Genomic DNA, 21,790 nt, shown 5'->3' with positions numbered 1-21,790 from the left:
TTCCCACTTAATAGTTACTCTAAAAAACACCCAGCATTCATGAGGCTTTCCGGGTGATTCGTAGTTTTGTGTAACATTTGTGTAAGTTTTTAAGGTCATTTTAAGATCTTGGCGAATTGCGTAACCACTTGAATTAGTTGAGATTCATAATCGAAAAGTTACACACTGCGTGACTTATTTCGGGTTATGTTACCTTAAAAATCATTTGCAACGTCAAATATTTGACAAATGGAAACGTCAAATACTTTTACATTGAAAAAGGTGTGGAACTGTAATTACATTACTCGAGCCATATAGGTCTTTTAACAACCAAAATGCATCTTGGTCATTTGAAGCCTCAATATGCGTCCACAAGAACGTATCTGTACCAGCAACACGGATCACAGCTTCATAAGTGTTCATTTTAATGAGCTTGGCTCCACTTATTTGGTTTGGATTTGGATTGAGCATGAATGCAAGCCAATCAATATTCGCTTGTCAGCATAATTACCCAATACTCTCCGCCCCAACAGGCATATAACTGCAAATTGGATATAGGAAAATTGGTGTACTCAAAATATTGCCTATCCAGAAGTCGCCCATTGCCGTTATCTAGCACTAAGCGAGCTTCGGGATAATCAACTGATAGTTTGGCAACAATGAACTCTTCCCGTCCATTAAATTGCGGCAAATAGCTAGCAATAGCATCCATTAGCCAATATGCACCCGCCTCATGAGCCAGATGCTTTGTCCCGTCAGTTAGCATTGCATAAGGACTAATCTGGTAGTAGTGCTGTGTACCTGTAAATTGCGCCAGTTCATTAACCAGCTGTGATGCGTTCTTATTCATAATATTTTGAGCGGGTTAGTGTGCCGTCACAATTAAGTGGCTAGCATACCAACTGGCGATCATTTTCCAAATGCGCCGCGAATTTGACCCGATACAGCTGAAATTTGATCGTCAAGCTCTCCTGCTAAGACAATCTCATTTACCGTAGTCAATGCCGTAATCAATCCTTCAGCATTAGCGCATTCAATAGCATTGCTTTTGCCATTCAAACTCAGCACCTTTGCGCCATAACGAACTTGTAGCAATACTTTATTGCCGTCAACAAACCACCACTGTTTGATTCGCTTAGGCTGGGTTACTTGCACACGCTCGCCATCAGCGTTAGTAATCATTTTAGTGCGGGTGGGTGAATACGTTTCGCCACTTTTCAAAGCCTTTGCTAAAGCTAGCTGCTCTAGAACTTTTAAACTGAGCTTTTTACGACGATGATGAACTGGATTTTGACTAGTAGGCTTTTTAGCTGCTACGAGCTTGAGTGAACTTAAAGTTGCCATTGTGTTTCCTTTCGTGTTTAACAGGGCAACACAACTTTATTTTCAAGACATATTATGGACAACCAAAAAGATATGTATTGATACGATTTCACTCTAAATCTCCGCTTTAAATTATCAGTAATGCTAAATAAACATACAAGCAAGGTTAAGGTTGGCACGCCGTTTGTATGGTGCTGCGAAATCCGTTCTCTACGTGTATGTAACGGAACCGCTCGACGAATTTCTTGCTATTCGCACTCATCACACTATCCTTAACCGGACGCCTTAAATGTCGCACCTTTGCTGCAGAAACGTTTGTGATGTTTTACATGGTTGCTAGCAAATAATAAATGCTAGAAAAGTGAGTGGGAAGCCATAATTAAACCCACATGTGCCCTGAAGCTATCAATACAGCGAAGGGCTACAGCGTAAGACTGGCACGTAAAAGGATGATCGCAAAACCTACCTTATCTTGCAATTGCAAGTTGTGTTGTATTGAATGAAATAACCTCAGCGATGAGTTAAAAATTGTCATGCCCGTAACAGGGCATGGCATGATCTTCCTAGCGATGGGGATTAAATGCTTTTGAAATAAAATACGAGATGTAAATCTTCATGAACGTTAGTGAAATGAAGATTGCGTCGAGTTGATTGCGCGAAGTGCAATCATTAATCAATTCAATACTTCACTTAACATTATGAAAACACATGTAAATTCAGCAGGAATAATACTTGCAACAATTGGTTCTTTATTAGTTTGGAAGTATTTGACTGAATTAAACTTTGCAGATAAAAAAGTATATCTAGAGGGCAAAGGGAGTATGACGATTCCATGTCCAACGCCTGAAGATGTCAAAAAATTTAAAAGGACATTACTACTATCAAAGCTAGGATTAGCAATGATTGTGGTGGGTGGAGCACTTCAAGTTCTGAGTAATTACATGTGCGACTAATACAATCTGAATCTATAAAAGCTATGCCTTAAATGCCAAAGTAAATGTCAAATGATTTGACGTTTATGAGGGTTTCAAACCGCTCTATTGAACCAATAGAGCACTTTGACTCATGACCCACCAAGGCCCCGCTGTAGCCCATTACCACTTGGACTTGGTCAAACGCTCAACACTTGCCATTGCATCCTTAAAAGCCGTATTACCCAGCTTGTTGCGCATCAAGTGAAGATGTTGAAATTCATGCTTTAATACGCTCAATTCAATCTTGGCAGTATTAGCTTCTGTGTATACCCGCCTAAAGTCTTCCAGCATTTCGTCAGTCTTTTCCCATACAGCCATCACTCCGACCATTACAGCTATACAAGCAGCTAGCTCGGCATATTGATAGGGGTCGAGTTCAAGTGCAGCGATGAAGGCTGGGTCAGCTACCGAGTAAAAGGTTGAAATCGCGTTGGGATCAACCCTATAAACTTTGAACTTGCGTGCAAAGTCGCCCTGAATGTGAATGCAGTCCAAAGCCATGCCAATTACATTCAGCATTTCTGCAACGTCTTTGTTGGGATTGGCTTTTAGTTGCTTGACTTGGAAAAGGGACTTGCTTTTAGTCAGCCGCTTGATATCACGAATTGTTAGCTTGGAATCCGCTGCTACCACTAGAAACTTCCATAAGTCTTTATCACGCTCTACTGCGCTCATAAACTAGCTTCCCACGTGGGGTTTTGGCTAGTCAGTGGGGATGTTTTGGTATTGAGTTTGGCGTTTGGGTTCGGTCGTATTTTAATTATTTTCATATCAGCTCTCCAAACTTATTTATGTTTGAAGAGCTAATTAACTCTAGGTAACTAAGCGCCGAACTGCTTAACTAATCCAATTAATGTTGCACTAGGCAATATTGCAGTATGGGGGACAAGGACATATGACCACTCTTTACCGCCATTACTCAACTCATGTTTACTAGCGTTCTCACACCAAGTAACAGCAGCTTGCTTCTTGGCTTGAACGTTTACATCATTAATTAAACTTGCTTGCTTAGGCTCGACTATGTACTTGTGCGTGGCTGTCTCCACAACAAAGTCTGGTTCATACGTTGCAGTGCTGCCACTTGCATCACGGTAGCTAATGGCAAATTGGTCGCGGGTTGGCTTAAACCATTTCATTGCGTCCAAATCCTTTTCCAGCAAGCTAGCAAACATACGCTCGCTATCGCTGCTAAATTTTTGAACTGGATACGAACAGCGTTCAAAGCCACCAAATAACATTCCGCCAATCCTGTCACGCTCACCAGTTGCAAGGGGTTGATGCACGTTACGCAGTTTCTCATTGCCATCTGCTGAATAGCTTGTATCAGTAAACGTTTGGTAGCCACGGCTAACTGTTACTTCATAGCCTTCGTCAGCTTCTTGCCACCAATGCGCTTGCATTTGGGAATGGATATACGTTGCAAATTGGCGCTGATTGAATTGGATAACGTTTAGCACTTCCGCATCTGCACTCAAGTAGCTACGCAACTTTGCAACAACTTGGCTTGAGAGTTTGTACAAAATGTCAGCATGTTCGTCGTAGCTGATGTCGTCAAAGTCCACTAAGTTACGGACGATGTAGTCCTCAAAACGCTCTTCTGTTGCGTATGCCAAGTCGGCATGAATCTTCGACCTGTCACTAGTACGTAGATGTTGGATAAGGATGTTTTGGTCTACAGGCTGCTGATTGACTGCGCTGGTATCAAGCTCAAAGTCTTTAAATCCCGTGCGTACTGTGCCCTTCGGTCGAACACTGATACGGGGAATGCCGATGTTCAAGTCCAAATAACGCTTCAAGCTGTCTTTAACAATAGCGGCAATGTCAGGCATAGTGCTTGTTTCAGCAAACTCAGCTTGTGCTGGTTGATACGTTGTCTCGTATGCCTCAGTCACTTTCTTGGCGATGCGAGCTTGAACGTCAGGCTTAATCAACGCTTCAAGGTTTGGAACATCCGTAACCCTGCGCTCGTTTTCCTTAATTGCCTCAACAATCAAATTCACAACAGTTTGTTCTTCTCGCGTTGTAAGTGCGGGCTTAGCTTGCACTCCCAAATCAAACTGCTGCGATGGCACAGGCTGAACAGTGGGACGACCGATTAACTGTTCAATTGCAGTATTTGTTACTGTTACAGCCTTCTTCCCAACCAAATTAATGTCCTTGCCAATGCGAACAACAGCACGGATGATTGAACCTGGCTTGTTAGCCTCGTTAATGATGGCATCGAACTTATCGTGCGCCACAATGGTTAGGCGGTCTACTGCTGCAACACCCATGCGTTTACCGTACGGCAATCGCAAGCCACGCCCAATACTTTGCTCAACAAGCGTTGACGAATTAGCAGCACGAAGCGGAACGATGGTGTAGAGGTTACGAACGTCCCAGCCTTCTTTCAATTTATCCACGTGCACAACAATTTCTGTTGGCTCGGTTGGGTCTTCCACTGCAAGCAAACGGGCAATGGTTTCATCACTCTCTGTGCCTTTTTGGTTTGAGTGCACTGTAATGACTTTATCTTTATAGCGCCCACCAAAAAAGTCATCACGTTTAATGCGCTCAACAATGTTGTCCGCATGTGTTGTGTCTTTAGCCACAACAAGCATAAATGGCTTAACGATTGGCAAGTTGTGGTTACGTGCAAAAGTAGCCAGCTCAATCTTTGTGTCTTCGTGTACAACTACACCGTCACGAATTTTCAAGTCTTCAAGCTCTTCTTCGCCATAGTTGTCAGCGTTAAAGTCTTCGCGTGTTGCAACGGCGGGTTCTTTTACAAAGCCATCAGCAATTGCATTGGCTAAGGGGTAATCGTAAATAACGTTTTTAAAACGCTCAGGTGTTGTGCTACTCTCAATTTGAGGCGTAGCAGTCAACTCCAAGCCAAGCATTGGCTTTAATTCGTTAATCGCTTTGAAGCCTGCGCTAGCGCGGTAACGATGGCTTTCATCCATAATCATTACCAAGTCTTCAAGGCTAGCTAGGTACTCAAAGTAGCTCTGTCCAATGTATTCGCTCAAGCGTTTGATACGAGGCGCTTTGCCACCACGCACTTCACTACTAATCTTGGCGACGTTGAAGACGTTAATAGTTACTTCATCTTGGTTTAGTCTGCCACTGCCAACGTCAATGCCACTGTCATAGTTGTCACCAGTAATAACTAGAGGTGGATTGTTGGCAAATTCCTGCAAGCCATTCAGCACGTACTTAGGTGATGCAGGCGAAAAGTCTGTAATCAGCTTGTTGTAAATGGTTAAGTTAGGCGCAAGCACAAAGAAGTTACGCACCCCGTACTGCGTGTACAGCAGTGCCATAAATGCACCCATCAAACGTGTTTTACCAACACCCGTAGCTAATGCAAAACACAGTGAAACAAACTCACGGTCGAAGCTAGCAACATTTGGATACGCTTCTTGCACCTTGGCAAGTTCAGCAACTAAGTCACCACCTTTTACGGGTGGATTTTTCTCAAGTATGTGCGCCAATATTTCAAGGCTATCACGCTGAGGTTGACGAAGGCTAAGGCGTGAACTGATTGCGTTCACACTGCGTTTGGATTGTTCGTTAAGGCTGTAGAAGGCTGTCATGTTTGCTCTCTTTATTCTTCGCCAAACAAGTCAGCTTCTTTTTTAGCTGCTTTCTTTTTGGGAGCTGCTTCTTGCTCGTCATCATCCTGCACCGCTACTGGCAATTTGGAAATGCTCAAGCTGTAGTCGTCTTTGCCCCATTCACACTTCGATAGAAGTGCATGTGGCATCTTTTTGAGCGTTAGGTTTGATAGCTTGTCGCTTAGCATTGCTGCACTAGCTTTGAAAGCAGCACAACAAACAAGTAATGTGCGTTCATTTCCCACATCCTCACTCAATGCAAGCAATTGCTCTTCCGTCAACGTTTGAGTTGTGACGTAAATGAAATCTGTTTCAGTGCTGTATCCATGTGCCCACCATTCAGTTTCGCTCGGACTATACGTAAAGCCTTCATGCTTACACACGGCAGCAGCAAGCATGTTGGCATCGTAGTCTTTGTTAATAACCCAGTTGTCCCATTTGTCTTTAGCAAGCAGTGACGGTGCAAGTTTGTAGTAACGGAACCCACCACCACCTTTCCATTCACAAGAATCAGAAATTCCTCCTCCATCATCACCGTCAATTACCTTTTTCATCCTAGGTATTACATGCGTATGGCAGTGCTCACCTAATTCAATCATTATCCAGCGTCGCTTCATTTTGTGCGCAACTGCACCTGTGGTTCCAGAGCCAGCAAATGAATCAAGTATCAAATCACCTTCATTTGTTGAAATTTGTAATATTCTTTGCAGAAGTTTTTCTGGCTTTGGTGTATCAAATGATTTCTCACCTAACTGCAAATTTTTAATCTCAGCCTTTGAGGTTCTATTTGTTCCTACTTCATTATTAAACCAAATAGTTTCTGGAGGTCTACCATTGGAGGTATCTAAATACAAACGTGAATTTGCACTCCATCCATTTTTTGTTTTAATCCATTCGATTCGACTTTTTTCCACTTCGACCTTACTTTTTTGCCAGCGCCAAGCACCATCAGTTCCATCTTGTTTTTTTGGGAAAACTTCCGTACCATCTGGGGCTATTAATGCATAGTAAAGGGATGGACGAGCTTCCCTGCTGTCGCCTTGACCGCCCATAGCCCTCAACGGCTTCAAATAGTAACGCCTTCCGCTCTCATCAATCTTGTTGTAATGGGCTTGCTTTTCTTCAGGATTTTCAAGACGATTTAGATTGACTGAATTAATGTCTTTACAGTAAACCAAAACATGGTCATGCCGTGTTGAGAAGGTTTTGGCATCCATTCTTGGGCTGTCAGCTTTTTCCCAGATGACGTTAGCCAAGAAATTATTTCTTCCAAAAATTTCATCACTTAAAACTTTCAGATAATGAGCCTCGTTATCATCAATCGTTATCCACAATGTTCCATCAGCACTTAACAAATTTTTAATGATGATTAGCCTGTCGCGAATTAGGCTAAGCCAAAGTGAATGCTCAATACCATCGTCGTAGTGCTCAAAAGCTGAACCAGTGTTATAAGGCGGATCAATAAAGACACATTTCACATTACCTGCATACTCTTGCTCCAAAGCCTTTAAAGCCAGCAGGTTGTCACCAAAAATCAGCTTGTTATCAAACAAATCTGAATCAGCGCGGCGCTTGACGCATGATAGGAAAGCTCTGCATCTTCAATAAGTATGCGCGGCTCCAATTTGGCAACATCATCCTTACCAATCCAAGTTAACTCTAGTTTTTGTTTTTTTGTCATTTAGTTCAAGCTCCATCGCACAGCGAAAAGTTTTGTGTTGCTCACTGTGCATTGCAATTGTTTTTCAACTTTTTTAATCAACGTATCACGTTGTTCATCAATACTGTCTTGCGCTTCGTACAAGCTCCTGCGCTTAGCATTCCTACTCTGTTCAAGCTCACGTAATCGTTTTTGATGTTCTAGTTTTGAAGCAAGAGACATTGACACAGACGCTGCTTTCTTTGCCTCTTTTATGTCTTTGTCTAGCTGCTTGATTTCAGTTTCAAGACCAAACTTCAAATCATCTGCCCAGCTATCCAACTTGCCAGTCTCTTCATCAAAGTAAACGGCATTACGCTCGTCCAGTTGCCTCGCTACTGCATCACGTTGCTTAGCGATTGTCTTTTCAAGCTGCACTTTAGGCATTTGACTGTTGCAATCAGAAACAGTTCTGCAATGTATCGCCATTAACCGTTCCGATAACTCAGCATCCAGAACTTCACCCGCGTCTGTAACCGCAGTGATAGCCAAGAAATCTTCATCTTCAACGCTACTAACGGTAATCTTCTCAGCAGCCACCCAACCACTATTACCTATGTAAGGCTCAAGTGCGCTTACTTTGAATGGGTATGCGTTGTAGTCAAGCTCAAGCGTAACGCTGCTATCAAAGTCTCGCCCAAGCGCATTGTTCACAACCCAACTTGCAAGAGGGCTTGTTTCCGCAAAGAAGTGCTGGTCCTTGCTGTCAGCAGCCCGCCAATCAAAGTTGTACATGCCTACTGCTGCACCACTGTTATTTGGGCTACTGTGCAAGTTAAACACAGTGCCATTACCTTCAAACTCTGCAACATCAGCTAACTCTGCTTTAGCAAGCATTAGCATAAGACTGCTACGTTTATCAAGCATTGCCTTTGTTTGGTCGTGGCTAACTTTTAAACGTGCATTTACTTCTTCGTCAAAGTTCTCAAGTAACTTTAAACGTGTTGTTTCAAGTGCCGCTTTGATTTGCTCATCCAGCTCTTGCTGTATTTCGTCAAATGCCGACTGGATTTCGGTTTCTGTACGGCATGTTTGATAAACGCTGGCGATTCGTTTTTCAATATCCACACCGTTTTCAATAACACCAAGTACTTCATCACTAGCGCCAAACACACCGTCAAACAACTTAAACTTTTCAGCAAGCAACTGATATACACGCTGGTCGGCTGCGTTGCGCTTATTCAAAAAGTTAACGACAACTACGTCAAATTTTTGACCGTAGCGATGACAACGTCCAATGCGCTGCTCAACTCGCTGCGGATTCCACGGCAAATCAAAATTAACAACAAGTGAGCAGAACTGCAAGTTAACACCCTCTGCCGCACTTTCAGTTGCAATCAAAATTGTGGCTGTGTCTCTAAAGTGTTCAACAATTGCAGCCTTCATGTCAGCTGTTTTTGAACCTGATAGCTTGTCACTTCCTGCATGTTTTTTTGCCCATTCAGCGTAAATTGCTTTTGATTGCGGGTCTGTGTTTGTCCCGTTCATCATGCAAATCTTGCCTTCGTAACCAGACTGCGAAAGCAATTCAGCTAAGTAACGCTGTGTACGTGTTGATTCCGTAAAGATTACTGCCTTCTTTGCTGCACCAATGCCTTGCAGCTTCTCAAATGCCGTAGCTAGTACCTTTTGTAAGGCCGCTCCTTTAGCGTTGTCACGTATGCCGCTTGCAAGTTTTGCATAGTCTCTTAGCTCAGCTAGCTCAAGGCGCAAGTCTTGCAACTCTTCTGCCGTTAACTTGCCGCTTGCTTCTTCAACTGCATCAGCACCAATTTCATCTGCTAACTCGTCAAGCCCTTCAATCTCGCCGTCAAGTAGCTCTAAAACACTTTGACGAGCTTGAGTTTGTTCAAGGCGCTCAACCAGCTTTTGTAGTGTTGCTGCAATAGCGTAGCTACTAGAAGCAAGCAGCTTACGCAGCACAAGTGTCATCAGTGTGCGCTGGCTACGTGGAAGTGCATTTAATTTTTCACGCTGTAAGTACGCTGACACTTGCTCATACAACTTGTGTTCGTCATCGCTTGGGACAAATTCTTCTGTCATTGCCACACGCTGTGTGAACTTGATGTACTCAAGCACTTGCTTGCGGAGTGTGCGCTGACAGAACGGCTTGATGCGCTCTTTCAGCCTTGAGTTGCGTAAGTTTTCATTCACGCCACGTATGTACTGCTCTTTAAAGCTAGTAATGTCGCCAAACACATGCGGGTCGATGATGCTCACCAATCCATACAGCTCAAGCAAACTGTTTTGCAATGGCGTAGCCGTAAGAAGCAACTTGGGCACATCAGCTACAACACCTGCAATTGCAGATGCCATTTTGTTGCCAACCTTGTAAACGTTACGCAGCCTGTGCGCTTCATCAACAACAACCAAATCCCAAGCAACACCTTCAAGCACATCAGCTTTTGATGCGGCAAAGTTGTACGAGCAGATTAGTAGGCTGTTGCCACTTAGCAAGGTGCCTTCTTTTCTTAATTGCTTGTACGTGCCATATTCCAAAATAGTGCTTGGAATGTTGAACTTGTCCATCAACTCCTGTTGCCACTGCTTACGCAATGTTGCGGGCGCAATGATTAACAGCTTGCGTTTACGTTCAGCCCACTTTTGCGAAATGACAATACCTGCTTCAATTGTTTTTCCCAAGCCAACTTCATCAGCAAGAATTACACCCTTGCTTAGCGGACTGCGAACAGCAAACAACGCCGCATCAACTTGATGTGGATTCAAGTCAACTCGTGCTGAGGCTATTGCATGACTGAGCTTGTCAATGCTGTTAGCTGGTTGCCTCAACGTAAGTTGCGTGGCAAATAGCTTCGACTGATAGGATGAGTACGGGCGCATAGTTTGTTATGGACCCTTAATCTTTCTCATTTCAGTCTCAATGTCTGCAATAGTTAAATCAAGTGATGCAGTTATCTTTTTTAGAGTTTCAAAAAAATCATCAAATGCAGCGGCATCCATTTCTCTATGTAGCCTAATGGCAACTTGCACCTTCATCCGTAATTGAGTGACACTTGATGACAATATGAGGGCTAGCCGCACAAGTGATGCAGGCAGTTGATCAAACTGAATTGCAGCTAGGGATTTTTCAAGCCCTTCAAGCATTGCCATATCGAACACCAACCCTGTTTCTCCAGCTTCGTGTACAGCATCCCTACAACTCAAATTCTTTTCAAAGTGTTTTTGGAGGTTGAACGCTGCTTTAGACAGCTCGCACAATGCCTCTGCAGTTGCAAACTTAGCATCTTTAGCTTGTTGCATTACAGACCTAGTTTGCCTATTTCCAATCCAAATAGCCGCAAAAATAGCCGCTATTGAACCAAATGCCTGAACCCAAGCCGCACATTCACTGCGTGTTAAGTCAACTGGAAGTAGTAAACATGTTTGGCAAACACTAAGAGTCATAGTTACGCCGCAGCCTTTTTGGTTTTGGTTTCAGTTTTGGTTGCCTTGGTCTTAGTCTGCTCAACAAAGCCACGCATAAACTGGCGAAGCACTTGTGCTGCTGGTGTATGTTGGGTTTGGCAAGCGGCAATGAACTCTTCTCGCAAGTCCTGCTCAACCCGTATTCGCATTCCTGCGTCTTTCATGCTGCCTCCCGTGTCTCCAATGTGTATCCACTTTATCACACTACAGCAGGTGGGTATAGACGCAAAATCACCAGCTGAAATCTGTAAGTACTTGGGCTAAAAAAACTGCGTAGCTGAAAAACTAGGGCCACAGAACCCATTTTGGGCTAGCTGCAGACTTGCGTACAAGCCCTACAAGCTGCAAACAGCAATGCTCAGCTACACAAGCCAGCCCAAGTAGCCTAAAAACGCTTGCACGGCAAGCTAGCAAGTTGATAGATTCATGTGGCAGATCCGCCACAGGCTCGAGCTAAATACAACTGCGCATGTTTTACACAAAACATTATCAGTGCAGCTAACTAGTTGAAATTAAATGGGAAATTTAGGGGTAGGAATTTCCATCATATGAAAACACACTATTAGCACTGTTTCCATATGACAAGGAGTTTCAAGATGACCAAGCAAGCTAAAACTTTGAATGAGCGCGAACTGCAACGTTTACTCGATTTCGTTACCAAAACCAAAAACCAAAAACGCAACCGTGCAATCCTGCTGCTTACTCACCTAGCCGGCATGCGAATTGGCGAAGTTGCTGCAACACGGGTGTGCGATGTACTGGCTAGCGATGGAACTGTGCGCAAAGAAGTGCAATTAAGTGCAGCGCAAACTAAAGGCGATAAAAGTCGAACTGTGCTGCTAAATGAGCGCATGCAAGCTGAACTGGGCGCTTATTTACTTACTGTGCGTGTACGTGACCCAAAGCAGCCCTTATTTCCAAGCCAACGCAGCGCAGGCTTCTCAGCCAATTCGCTTACCCAAGTTATTAATGGGATTTACAAAAACGCTGGCTTTGACGGATGTTCAAGCCACAGTGGTCGCCGTGGCTTCTTAACTAACCTAGCTGAAAAAGGCGTTAGCGTTCGGGTAATGATGGCGTTAGCAGGACATCAAAACATGAGCACTACACAACGTTACATTGACCTGCGCCCAGGTGTCTTACGTAACGCTGTTGAATTGGTCTAACGTCAAATCATTTGACGTTAAAAAAGCCCGCCAAATAAATGGCGGACTTTTTGACTGAACCTATTGGTTACGCAAGTTCTTGCGTATCATAAAATTCAGGCTTCTCAAGCTCTTCTAAACGAGCAATTTGAATATCATCAAATGCCTTTTGTCGCTTTAGCTCCTCGATTTTATTCTGCTCAATAGCCTGCTCACGCGATTTGCCAAAAACTTCAATTTCTTTAAGCTGAGCGTACTCAAGTAATTCATTATTTTCCGTATTAATACGCTCTGCTATATATTTGAAAATATAGTTTTCAGCAGCTGATCCAAATTGAAAACAATTGGCAATGCGATATTCCTCAGTTTTTGAGTCATATTGCGAAATAAAAACTTGAAAATCGCCAAGATCTTCTGACTTAACACTTCTCGGCGATTTATTAGCGAGAGGGAATACTGATAATTTACGAGGCCCATCGTCGTACTTAATGCAATTATTTGATTTTTTGCAATCAACTAAAAAAATACGTCGAATTAATTTTGCCCGCTCTTGCATCTCTTCTCGTAATTTCTCATGTTTTTCAGATTCTGCGTTATTACTTTTTATTTTTGCAATTCCCCCTTTAGATTCAATGTAATTAACTAACTTTACAGCTGGAATATCATCTTTAAAAGCTGTGTCTAAAACGCGACCGTAATTATGTATTGTTTGACGGTCGATTTTTTTGAGAGTGTGCTTAAGCACAAGTTTCATTACAGAAGTTTTTTTCGATGGCATCTTGCCTTTATTGCCAACAGTTGCTGAAGCTTCTTTAATAGCTTCACGTAGTGAGTCAACAATATCTTCACGCAATTTTGATTGTTCAATATCCAAGCCTAAATCATAAATATTTGCCAGCCACTCATATAACTCCTTATTTCCACGTGATAAGAGCTGATCATCAATAATTTCAAATCTCGCTGCTAATTTATCTGCAGACTGAATGAACTCATCTACAAGTGCTTTCTTTTTCTCCCCCATGCTTGGTTGTTTAACAATTACCACATCAGGCACTGCAAAAAAATCACGAAATGTTGTTACAGGGGGTATAGATAAATTTACTAAGTCCACATCAACATCAGCAGGCATGGCATCTAAATAGAGTTCAATGTGTTTCATTTCAATTCCTTTTTTCAAATAACAGCGAAATTGCTGTGAAGTGAAATGTGCCATTTATTTGTGATATAGTCTTTTACCAAAAAAACAATGTTTTTATTTGACTATAAAAAATGAACAAAAAAATTGATTCCGCAGCAAATTACCTTGATCAAACAGATGATCTGATACTTGAGGCTCCAAAGTTCTACAGCCTTAAAGACCTTGAAGCAGCGGATATGGATCAGCTGCGCATTGAGTTCATGCGTATAAGCCCCTCTTTTAGCTACTTAAATGATCAAGTATCACAATCCGAACAGGAGTTGTTTGATGGCTTTAAGAGCCTGTACATTCGCAACCTTGAAACCATTAAGCAGCGAAGCCTTGTTAATCCGAAATCCAAAAAGCTAAGCAAGGAAGATGAAAAGCACATTGAAGCAGTGTTTGCAAAAATGCTAAACACGCATGCTGAGTATGGCGACATACATCGCCGTTACTTTGATTGGTATGCAGATAAAGGGAGGTATATTTTTGACAATTGGACAAATAGAGAGGACGTGAAATTTTTAGGGACATCTAATCATCCTGGTATATCAAATCTAAGCGATCCTAAAGTAATGTCTGAAGCCCTCCAATACATAAAGATGATTGCCAACAATCAAGCTTGGCCTAAAACTGTGTTGATAGCTGTTCCAACTAGTTTGCCTAAAAGAATAGCTATTGAGCACACTACTTTTCTAATTCAAATGCACTACGACATGATATTAAAAGTACAAGGGGCTGAATACAGAAGGCGGAAATTACTCGCTGTTAAAAGAGAAAGGCCAGATGCATTAGTAAAAAAATTAAAATTACTCATCTGCAAGGCGTTTTACCCCAAACGAACCTTATGGCAACTAGGTGAAATGGTTGAATTCAGCAGTTCTTACCGCGACAAAAAACTAGACCAAACTAAAGATAAGCCCAACGTAGCTCTTATGAAATCTGAGTTGGCAGCACATGTCAACAGAGCAATTAGAGCTGCTCAATACATTGCCGAACACGCATCAATTGACAACTTTCCAGTTCAATCTAAAGTGATAACTCCCTACTATGACTGGGACGACATAAAAGCAAAAATACTTAGAGCCCATCCAAATCTTTCGATCTAGATTTATTTGTAAATTAATTTGACAATTGATAGAGTTACTGAGGAACTATGATTCCATCATCGGTAACAATATAATCAGCTAATGCTTGGGTCAGCATGATTTCACGATCTATGTGATAGTAGGTTTTCTCAATCTGAGTAATGCTTGTACCGCACATATCAGCAATATCTTTATAGCTCAAGCCGCTTTTTATTCGATGTGTGATGAAGTAATGTCTAAAGCTATAAGGAACTAATTCACGGTTCTTGCGATTCACTTTAGCTAACTTTAAAATTTCTTTAAAGTGATAAAGAATGGCACGTTGGCTAACGACCGCTTCCCCATCGTAGCTAAACACAAAGTTGTTCGCGTATGGTTTCTTTTTGTGATTTGGTATTGTCAGTTTATAGAGATCATCAAAATACTCCTTGTCGCGCACATAAAATTTTCGAGCTTTGCGCACTTTTGAAGTTTCCTTGCGAACACTTATCTTTACTACACTGATATCTACTTTATTTTTTTGGACTTCTTCAAAATGTATGTCCTTCCACTTTAGCTGCTTTTGCTCGCCAGTACGTAGACCCGATATTGATGCAATCAACAAGTAATAACCGGCTAACACTTTTGATCGGTTAGCTAAATTCGTCATATCTTTTTTAGCTTCAAATATGTACTTTGGTATTGCATCCCTTATTTCTCCAACTTCCTCATCAGTAAATGATGAACGCTTTACATCCTCTTCCGTTTTATTCTTTTTCGAGATGGTCTCAAAATCAAAGCCATCAATGTAAGTTTCACCTTTTTTGTGCAGCCATTTCATCATTGCATTAATGGTGCTTTGCTCATTTAAGATTGTGGACAGGCTAATAGGGTTTTTGCTGTCGGGTCTTTCTCTTGCTTCAGCGTAACCTTCGCCACTCATGCGGTCTAGCTCTTTTAGCTTTACGTCTTTATCGATGTAATCAAGCCAATGCTCTAAGTGTGTTCTGATCGTACTAAATCGACCTTTAACGATACCCTTAGTTGTCTTCCCGTCAATATGTCCTTTTCTATATTCCAAGTACATTTCAACGCCGTCTTTTGTGGTTCGTGAGTAATAAGTTTTACCCGAATCAACATGAGCTTTTATTTTTGTGAAGTGTTTTTTTGCCAAATCAACAGCAACCGATACCTTTTGAGTTTTTAAACTCAATCTCGCATATCTATTTTCTTTTTTAAGCCACAGTCTAAATTGCCAAATGTCCCCTCTTTTGTAAATGATGGCTTCATCGTAAATTAATATTTCGCCATCATTAAATATCTTTTTTTTCAGCGTCATTTTTTAGGCTCAAGTGGCTACTGTTTTGAATAGCTGCATTGCTGTGTAGGAATGTGTGTAACTTTAAATTCAGTAGCCAATAAAATCAAGCACTTATTTAAGCTGTGAAACTTTTGTGTAACATTGAAACCCAGCATTTATGCGGGTTACAGCCTGAGTTCCTACTCCCACTCTATGGTAGCTGGCGGCTTGCCGCTGATGTCATAGACGACTCGATTAATGCCACGCACTTCATTAATGATGCGATTCGAAACTTTGCCCAAGAGCTCATGCGGTAGGTGAGCCCAATGCGCTGTCATAAAGTCTTGGGTTTGCACCGCTCTTAATGCAACAACATATTCATAGGTTCTGCCATCGCCCATTACACCAACAGACTTGACGGGGAGAAATACGGCAAAAGCCTGACTGGTTAAGTCATACCAATTTTTGCCACTAACTTCATCCACGGTGTTGCGCAACTCTTCAATAAAGATCGCATCAGCACGTTGTAGTAATTTGGCAAACTCTTGTTTCACTTCGCCCAAGATACGAACCCCAAGGCCAGGACCTGGGAAGGGATGCCGATAGACCATCTCCCTGGGTAAGCCAAGCGCAACGCCAAGCTCTCTGACTTCATCTTTAAATAATTCGCGCAAGGGCTCTAATAATTTGAGATGCATATCTTCTGGTAAACCGCCCACATTATGGTGACTCTTAATCGTATGCGCGCCCTTCTTGCCCTTACCTGCAGACTCAATCACGTCCGGGTAAATTGTTCCCTGAGCCAACCATTTCGCATTCTTAACTTTAGCTGATTCACTCTGGAAGATTTCCACAAATTCTTTACCAATAATTTTGCGTTTCGCCTCTGGGTCAGCTATTCCAGCAAGCTCAGACATGAACTTTGGAGCTGCATCGACCCGAATGACTTTAACGCCCAGATTTCTGGCAAACATCTCCATCACCATATCGCCTTCATTGAGCCGCAGCAAACCGTGATCAACAAATACACAAGTCAACTGGTCGCCAATCGCTCTATGGATTAAAGCAGCAGCAACGCTGGAGTCTACGCCGCCGGATAAACCAAGAATGACCTCTTCATTCCCAACCTGCTTCTGGATTTTTTCAACAGCTTCGCTGATGTAATCACCCATAACCCAATCTGGTTTGCAGCCACAAATCTCATGCACAAAGCGGTTAATGATTGCGGTGCCTTGCAGCGTATGAGTAACCTCGGGATGAAACTGAAAGGCATAGAACTGACGCTCTTCATCCGCCATACCGGCAATCGGGCAGGAATCTGTAGAAGCCATGAGCTTGAAAGACTCTGGCAAGCTGGTGACGGAATCACCATGACTCATCCAGACTTTCAGAATGCCATGGCCTTCACTCGTCGAGAAGTCTTGAATACCTTTCAGCAAAGCTGTATGGCCATGGGCCCTGACTTCCGAGTAACCAAATTCACGGGCTTTGCCTAAAGACTCTGCGGATGCTACTGCGCCGCCCAGTTGCGTGGCCATGGTTTGCATCCCATAGCAAATACCCAGGACAGGAATTCCTAATTCAAAAACAATCTTTGGCGCTCTTGGGCTGCCTGATTCTGTTACAGAGCTTGGACCGCCCGAGAGGATGATGCCTTTGCAGCCCTCTTCTTGAACGAAGCGACGAATAAATTCAGGATCGCAATCGTAAGGGTGGATTTCAGAATAGACTTTTCCGTCACGTACACGCCTAGCAATGAGTTGGGTAACTTGTGAACCAAAGTCGAGAATCAGTATCTTGTCGTGCACGGAGAAAACAGCCTTATGAAGTCTTAGTCAATGTGGTAATTCGGTGCTTCCTTCGTGATCTTCACATCATGGACATGCGACTCGCGTACCCCTGCACTGGTGATTTCCACAAAATTGGCTTTCTCATGCAGCTCTGCAATGGTTTTGCAACCCAGATAGCCCATGGAAGATCGAATACCACCAGTCAGTTGATGCAAGATCGTGAGGACGCTACCCTTGTATGGAACTTGACCTTCAATTCCCTCAGGAACCAGTTTGTCAGCATTGGCTGCACTGATATCACCTTGGAAATACCGATCTGCAGAACCATCCGTCATGGCGCCCAATGAGCCCATGCCACGATAGCTCTTATAAGAGCGTCCTTGATAGAGGAATACTTCGCCAGGCGCCTCTTCTGTTCCCGCGAACATGCCACCCATCATGACGGAATTCGCGCCTGCGGCTAATGCTTTAGAAACATCGCCAGAGTAACGAATACCTCCATCGGCAATCAGGGGAATGCCGGTGCCTTTTAAGGCATTCGATACATTCACAATGGCCGTAATTTGGGGAACACCAACACCGGCAACGATACGCGTTGTGCAAATTGATCCAGGCCCAATACCAACCTTAACGCCGTCAGCACCATGATCGGCCAAAGCTTTAGCAGCCTCACCAGTTGCTATATTGCCGCCAATCACTTGGACTTGAGGGTAATGCTGCTTCACCCACTTCACACGATCGAGCACACCTTGACTATGGCCATGAGCAGTATCGACCACGATGACATCAACGCCTGCACGCACTAAAAGCTCAACTCGCTCATCGTTATCGGGTCCAACACCCACTGCGGCGCCAACGCGTAATTTGCCTTCGCTGTCTTTACAGGCATTGGGATGCTCGGTAGCCTTGAGAATGTCTTTAACGGTGATCAGGCCACGTAATTCAAACGCATCATTGACTACCAGTACGCGCTCCAAGCGATGTTTACTCATCAAGCGTTTAGCTTCTTCTAAGCTAGCGCCTTCTTTAACCGTAATTAAGCGCTCGCGAGGAGTCATCTTTGATTTAACGGGAGCATCTAAATCCTCTTCGAAGCGAAGGTCACGGTTGGTGATAATGCCAACCACGGTTTTGCCTTCAAGCACTGGGAAACCAGAAAAGCCATGCTCACGAGATAACTGCATCACTTGGCGCACGGTCACTGTTGGCGCAATCGTAATCGGATCACGTAAGACACCAGATTCATAGCGTTTGACTTTAGCCACTTCACGCGCCTGATCAACAGGGCTGAGATTTTTGTGAACAATGCCAATACCGCCTTCGCTGGCCATGGCAATCGCCAATCGACCTTCCGTAACCGTATCCATTGCTGCGGATACTAAAGGCGTGTTGAGTGAGATGTCTCGTGTAAGTTGAGTCGCCAAGCTGGCGTCACGTGGGAGTACCGATGAATAAGCCGGCACGAGGAGCACATCGTCAAAAGTGAGTGCTTTTTGAATGAGTCGCATGCAAAACCCCTAGTCGCAAAAACAGATTATAGCCTTCTTGCCTTTCTTCTAGCTGCTGCAGCCTGAAATTTGGCATCTTGGTTCTGATTGGCCTTTTTTCGACGGACGGTTTTGGGGTCAATTAACAAGGGGGAATAGAGCTCTAAGCGATCACCCGCATAAATTGGGCTATCCCAATCCTTGCGCTTGCCAAAGACCCCAAAGGAGCCCTTTCTGCTTAAAACAGGGTCATCAGGTCCATTCGCAATTCCAGCCTTTTGCAAGGCCAAGCCCACAGTAGCGACCTCATTTGCTGCTAATACCAATTGAAATAGGGTGGTCTTGGGTGCCTCTCCTCGGGCATCACAAATCCAAATCTCAAGCATCGAGATCCTCGGCACGCTTCACAAAACAGTCGACAAAAGTTCCAGCAATGTAACCAAAAACAGGTCCAATGACTTTGTCTAGGAGGACATTCTTAAATTCCCATTCCAGAGTGAATTCCACCTTGCAGGCATCCTCCCGCAAAGAAATGAATTTCCATTGACCAGAAAAACGCTTGAAGGGGCCATCTACAAACACCATATCAATGGAGTCTGGGCGATGATTGGTATTACGGGTGTGGAAATACTGGGAAATCCCTTTAAATTGAATATTGATTTTGGCATCCAAGACAGTGTCGGTTTGCTCAAAAATCTCCACTCCGCCACACCAAGGCAAAAACTCGGGGTAGCTTGCAACATCAGTGACTAAGCCATACATGCGCTCAGCAGATTGGCCAATTAAAACGGTCTTGTGGACGTCTGCCATAATCGATCGTGAGAAGGTAAAAATATGAGTATCGTCGATAACAAAAAAGCCTTCTTCGATTATTTTATCGAGGAACGGTTCGAGGCAGGTCTGGTTCTGGAAGGCTGGGAAGTCAAGGCTATTCGTGCAGGTCGTGCCCAAATTAAAGAAGCGTATGTGGTCATTCGCCAGGCGGAGCTTTTTCTGATTGGTGCGCATATTGCCCCCCTCCTTTCAGCATCAACTCATATCGTTCCCGATAACACGCGGACCCGAAAGCTACTCCTCAATGCCATTGAAATCCGCAAACTCATAGGGAAAGTCGAGCAAAAGGGGTATACCTTAGTCCCAATCAACCTACACTTCTCCAAAGGGAATGTGAAATGCGAGATTGGATTGGCAAGGGGCAAGAAACAGCATGACAAGCGCGCAGCCACCAAAGAGCGTGAATGGGAAGTCCAAAAGGGTCGTATTGCTCGGGGTGACCTAAATGGCTAGAAATCACTTAGACTAGGAAATTAGAGCAATTTTCACCATATTGGTGCATTAAGGCACCAAGCCGCACCACTCTTTACATTGTTGTCATCTCGAAGGCGTTAGTTTGTGACTATGAAATTGCCTTTTGATGAGATGCTCGATGCCGCAGGTAAAGCGCGGCCCCACTACCAGATATTCCATAACTGGCTAAGACAGCAAAGCGATACCCTCATGGGTCTCAAGCGAGCTGAGGCTGACCTTATTTTCCGTCGGGTTGGCATTACCTTTGCTGTCTATGGCGACGACTTGGGTTCTGAAAGAACCATTCCGTTTGATCAAGTGCCTCGAATCTTTGCAGCTAAGGAATGGGAGCAATTAGAAAAAGGTTTACGTCAACGCGTCAAGGCACTCAATCGATTTATCTATGACGTCTATCACGAAGAAGAGATTATCAAAGCTGGAATTATTCCTGCTGAACAAATCTTCAACAATGCGCAGTACCGCCCTGAAATGCGGAATGTGGATATCCCCAGAGATATCTATGCGCAAATTGCCGGGATCGATATTGTGCGCGCAGGTGAAGGTGAGTTCTACGTCTTAGAAGACAACTTGCGCGTTCCGTCGGGGGTCTCATACATGGTCGAAGATCGCAAGATGATGATGCGTCTTTTCCCTGATCTGTTCCAAAAATATCGTGTCGCCCCAGTTGAGCATTACCCTGACCTCTTATTGGAGTGCCTCAAATCAGTTAAGCCTGACGATGTCAAGAAACCTAACGTAGTTGTGTTGACTCCCGGCATGTATAACTCAGCCTATTTTGAGCATAGCTACTTAGCGCAACAAATGGGTGTTGAGTTAGTGGAAGGGAAGGATCTGTTTGTGAAGAACGAGCAGGTCTTTATGCGCACCACCCAGGGCCCAGAACGAGTCGATGTGATCTATCGCCGAGTTGATGATGATTTCCTAGACCCACTATCGTTCCGCTCCGATTCCACGCTCGGAGTTGCAGGACTCTTATCCGCCTATCGAGCTGGTAATGTCACTTTAGCCAATGCGATTGGCACGGGTATCGCAGATGACAAATCTATCTACCCGTATGTGCCCGACATGATTGAGTTCTATCTTGGTGAAAAGCCCATTCTCAATAATGTGCCGACTTTTCAGTGTCGTAAACCGGATGATCTGGCCTACACCTTAGCCAACCTGGATCAATTGGTGGTGAAGTTAACGCATGGTGCCGGTGGTTATGGAATGTTGGTTGGACCTGCTTCTACTAAAGCAGAGATTGAAGAATTTAGAGCACATCTTGTGGCCAATCCGGATAAATATATTGCCCAGCCAACGCTTGCTCTCTCAACTTGCCCAACCTTTGTCGAGTCAGGCGTAGCACCTCGCCATATTGATTTAAGACCATTTGTTCTATCTGGAAAAACCATCAAGATGGTTCCAGGTGGACTGACGCGAGTTGCTTTAAAAGAAGGTTCGCTAGTGGTGAACTCCTCTCAAGGTGGCGGCACCAAAGATACTTGGGTCCTGGAAGAATGAGGAAGATCGAACC

General features: G+C 43.7%; 19 protein-coding genes. 5 read left to right on the top strand and 14 right to left on the bottom strand.

Going from position 1 to position 21,790, the window contains the following annotated elements; genetic code table 11:
* Positions 1-463: 463 nt before the first annotated feature.
* Together ICU98_RS03385 and ICU98_RS03380 are read right to left on the bottom strand one after the other, a co-directional pair.
* A complete protein-coding gene (locus tag ICU98_RS03385) occupies positions 464-829 on the bottom strand; it encodes a DUF6876 family protein (protein WP_215352768.1) in 366 nt (121 codons plus the stop codon).
* Positions 830-888: 59 nt separating this feature from the next.
* Complete coding sequence (locus ICU98_RS03380; protein ID WP_215352767.1) at positions 889-1,323, bottom strand: DUF6641 family protein; 435 nt, start codon at positions 1,321-1,323, stop codon at positions 889-891.
* A gap of 677 nt (positions 1,324-2,000) precedes the next feature.
* Between ICU98_RS03380 and ICU98_RS03375 the strand changes: the two genes are divergently transcribed.
* Positions 2,001-2,255, top strand: coding sequence for a hypothetical protein (locus ICU98_RS03375; protein WP_215352766.1), 255 nt, complete (start codon positions 2,001-2,003; stop codon positions 2,253-2,255).
* A gap of 141 nt (positions 2,256-2,396) precedes the next feature.
* Here ICU98_RS03375 and ICU98_RS03370 read toward each other — a convergent pair whose 3' ends face one another.
* The 6 genes from ICU98_RS03370 to ICU98_RS03345 form a co-directional block, all read right to left on the bottom strand.
* Positions 2,397-2,951 carry a hypothetical protein gene (locus ICU98_RS03370; RefSeq protein WP_215352765.1) on the bottom strand — a complete coding sequence of 185 codons (555 nt, stop codon included), beginning with the start codon at positions 2,949-2,951 and terminating at the stop codon, positions 2,397-2,399.
* 146 nt (positions 2,952-3,097) lie between these two features.
* Entirely contained in the window at positions 3,098-5,854 is a 2,757-nt protein-coding gene (locus tag ICU98_RS03365) for a DEAD/DEAH box helicase (protein WP_215352763.1), read from the bottom strand.
* A gap of 11 nt (positions 5,855-5,865) precedes the next feature.
* The gene (locus ICU98_RS03360) at positions 5,866-7,428 is read right to left on the bottom strand and encodes a site-specific DNA-methyltransferase (RefSeq protein WP_251365377.1); all 1,563 of its coding nucleotides are present in this window, start codon (positions 7,426-7,428) and stop codon (positions 5,866-5,868) included.
* A 128-nt stretch (positions 7,429-7,556) separates the two neighbouring features.
* Complete coding sequence (locus ICU98_RS03355) at positions 7,557-10,301, bottom strand: SNF2-related protein (protein WP_371818438.1); 2,745 nt, start codon at positions 10,299-10,301, stop codon at positions 7,557-7,559.
* A gap of 120 nt (positions 10,302-10,421) precedes the next feature.
* Positions 10,422-10,835, bottom strand: coding sequence for a hypothetical protein (locus ICU98_RS03350; RefSeq protein ID WP_215352759.1), 414 nt, complete (start codon positions 10,833-10,835; stop codon positions 10,422-10,424).
* A gap of 146 nt (positions 10,836-10,981) precedes the next feature.
* Entirely contained in the window at positions 10,982-11,164 is a 183-nt protein-coding gene (locus ICU98_RS03345; protein ID WP_215352758.1) for a hypothetical protein, read from the bottom strand.
* Positions 11,165-11,596: 432 nt separating this feature from the next.
* Between ICU98_RS03345 and ICU98_RS03340 the strand changes: the two genes are divergently transcribed.
* Positions 11,597-12,166 (top strand): site-specific integrase, encoded by a 570-nt coding sequence (locus ICU98_RS03340; RefSeq protein WP_215352757.1) that lies wholly within the window; start codon positions 11,597-11,599, stop codon positions 12,164-12,166.
* A gap of 67 nt (positions 12,167-12,233) precedes the next feature.
* On the opposite strand, the gene ICU98_RS03335 is transcribed toward ICU98_RS03340, so the two are convergent.
* Positions 12,234-13,304 carry a hypothetical protein gene (locus ICU98_RS03335; RefSeq protein ID WP_215352756.1) on the bottom strand — a complete coding sequence of 357 codons (1,071 nt, stop codon included), beginning with the start codon at positions 13,302-13,304 and terminating at the stop codon, positions 12,234-12,236.
* Positions 13,305-13,414: 110 nt separating this feature from the next.
* Between ICU98_RS03335 and ICU98_RS03330 the strand changes: the two genes are divergently transcribed.
* Positions 13,415-14,431, top strand: a complete 1,017-nt coding sequence (locus tag ICU98_RS03330) for a hypothetical protein (protein ID WP_215352755.1) — start codon at positions 13,415-13,417, stop codon at positions 14,429-14,431.
* Between the two features lie 34 nt (positions 14,432-14,465).
* On the opposite strand, the gene ICU98_RS03325 is transcribed toward ICU98_RS03330, so the two are convergent.
* The 5 genes from ICU98_RS03325 to ICU98_RS03305 form a co-directional block, all read right to left on the bottom strand.
* A complete protein-coding gene (locus ICU98_RS03325) occupies positions 14,466-15,728 on the bottom strand; it encodes a tyrosine-type recombinase/integrase (RefSeq protein WP_215352754.1) in 1,263 nt (420 codons plus the stop codon).
* Positions 15,729-15,889: 161 nt separating this feature from the next.
* Positions 15,890-17,497, bottom strand: coding sequence for a glutamine-hydrolyzing GMP synthase (gene guaA / locus ICU98_RS03320; protein ID WP_215352753.1), 1,608 nt, complete (start codon positions 17,495-17,497; stop codon positions 15,890-15,892).
* 23 nt (positions 17,498-17,520) lie between these two features.
* A complete protein-coding gene (gene guaB, locus ICU98_RS03315; protein WP_215335436.1) occupies positions 17,521-18,987 on the bottom strand; it encodes an IMP dehydrogenase in 1,467 nt (488 codons plus the stop codon).
* Between the two features lie 26 nt (positions 18,988-19,013).
* Positions 19,014-19,352: an RnfH family protein gene (locus tag ICU98_RS03310; RefSeq protein WP_215352752.1), complete on the bottom strand. Its 339-nt coding sequence runs from the start codon at positions 19,350-19,352 to the stop codon at positions 19,014-19,016.
* Positions 19,345-19,776 carry a type II toxin-antitoxin system RatA family toxin gene (locus tag ICU98_RS03305; protein WP_215352750.1) on the bottom strand — a complete coding sequence of 144 codons (432 nt, stop codon included), beginning with the start codon at positions 19,774-19,776 and terminating at the stop codon, positions 19,345-19,347. Before ICU98_RS03305 ends, ICU98_RS03310 begins: the two co-directional genes overlap by 8 nt.
* Before the next feature lie 24 nt (positions 19,777-19,800).
* On the opposite strand from ICU98_RS03305, the gene smpB reads away from it, so the two are divergent.
* Positions 19,801-20,253, top strand: coding sequence for an SsrA-binding protein SmpB (gene smpB / locus ICU98_RS03300; RefSeq protein ID WP_215306293.1), 453 nt, complete (start codon positions 19,801-19,803; stop codon positions 20,251-20,253).
* 111 nt (positions 20,254-20,364) lie between these two features.
* A complete protein-coding gene (locus tag ICU98_RS03295; protein ID WP_215352748.1) occupies positions 20,365-21,777 on the top strand; it encodes a circularly permuted type 2 ATP-grasp protein in 1,413 nt (470 codons plus the stop codon).
* Positions 21,778-21,790 lie beyond the last annotated feature (13 nt).

It is taken from the genome of Polynucleobacter sp. MWH-P3-07-1 (assembly GCF_018687555.1).
GTDB lineage: Bacteria > Pseudomonadota > Gammaproteobacteria > Burkholderiales > Burkholderiaceae > Polynucleobacter.
The sequence above is the reverse complement of the archived record's forward strand: the minus strand, read 5'-3'. Positions and strand labels throughout refer to the sequence as shown.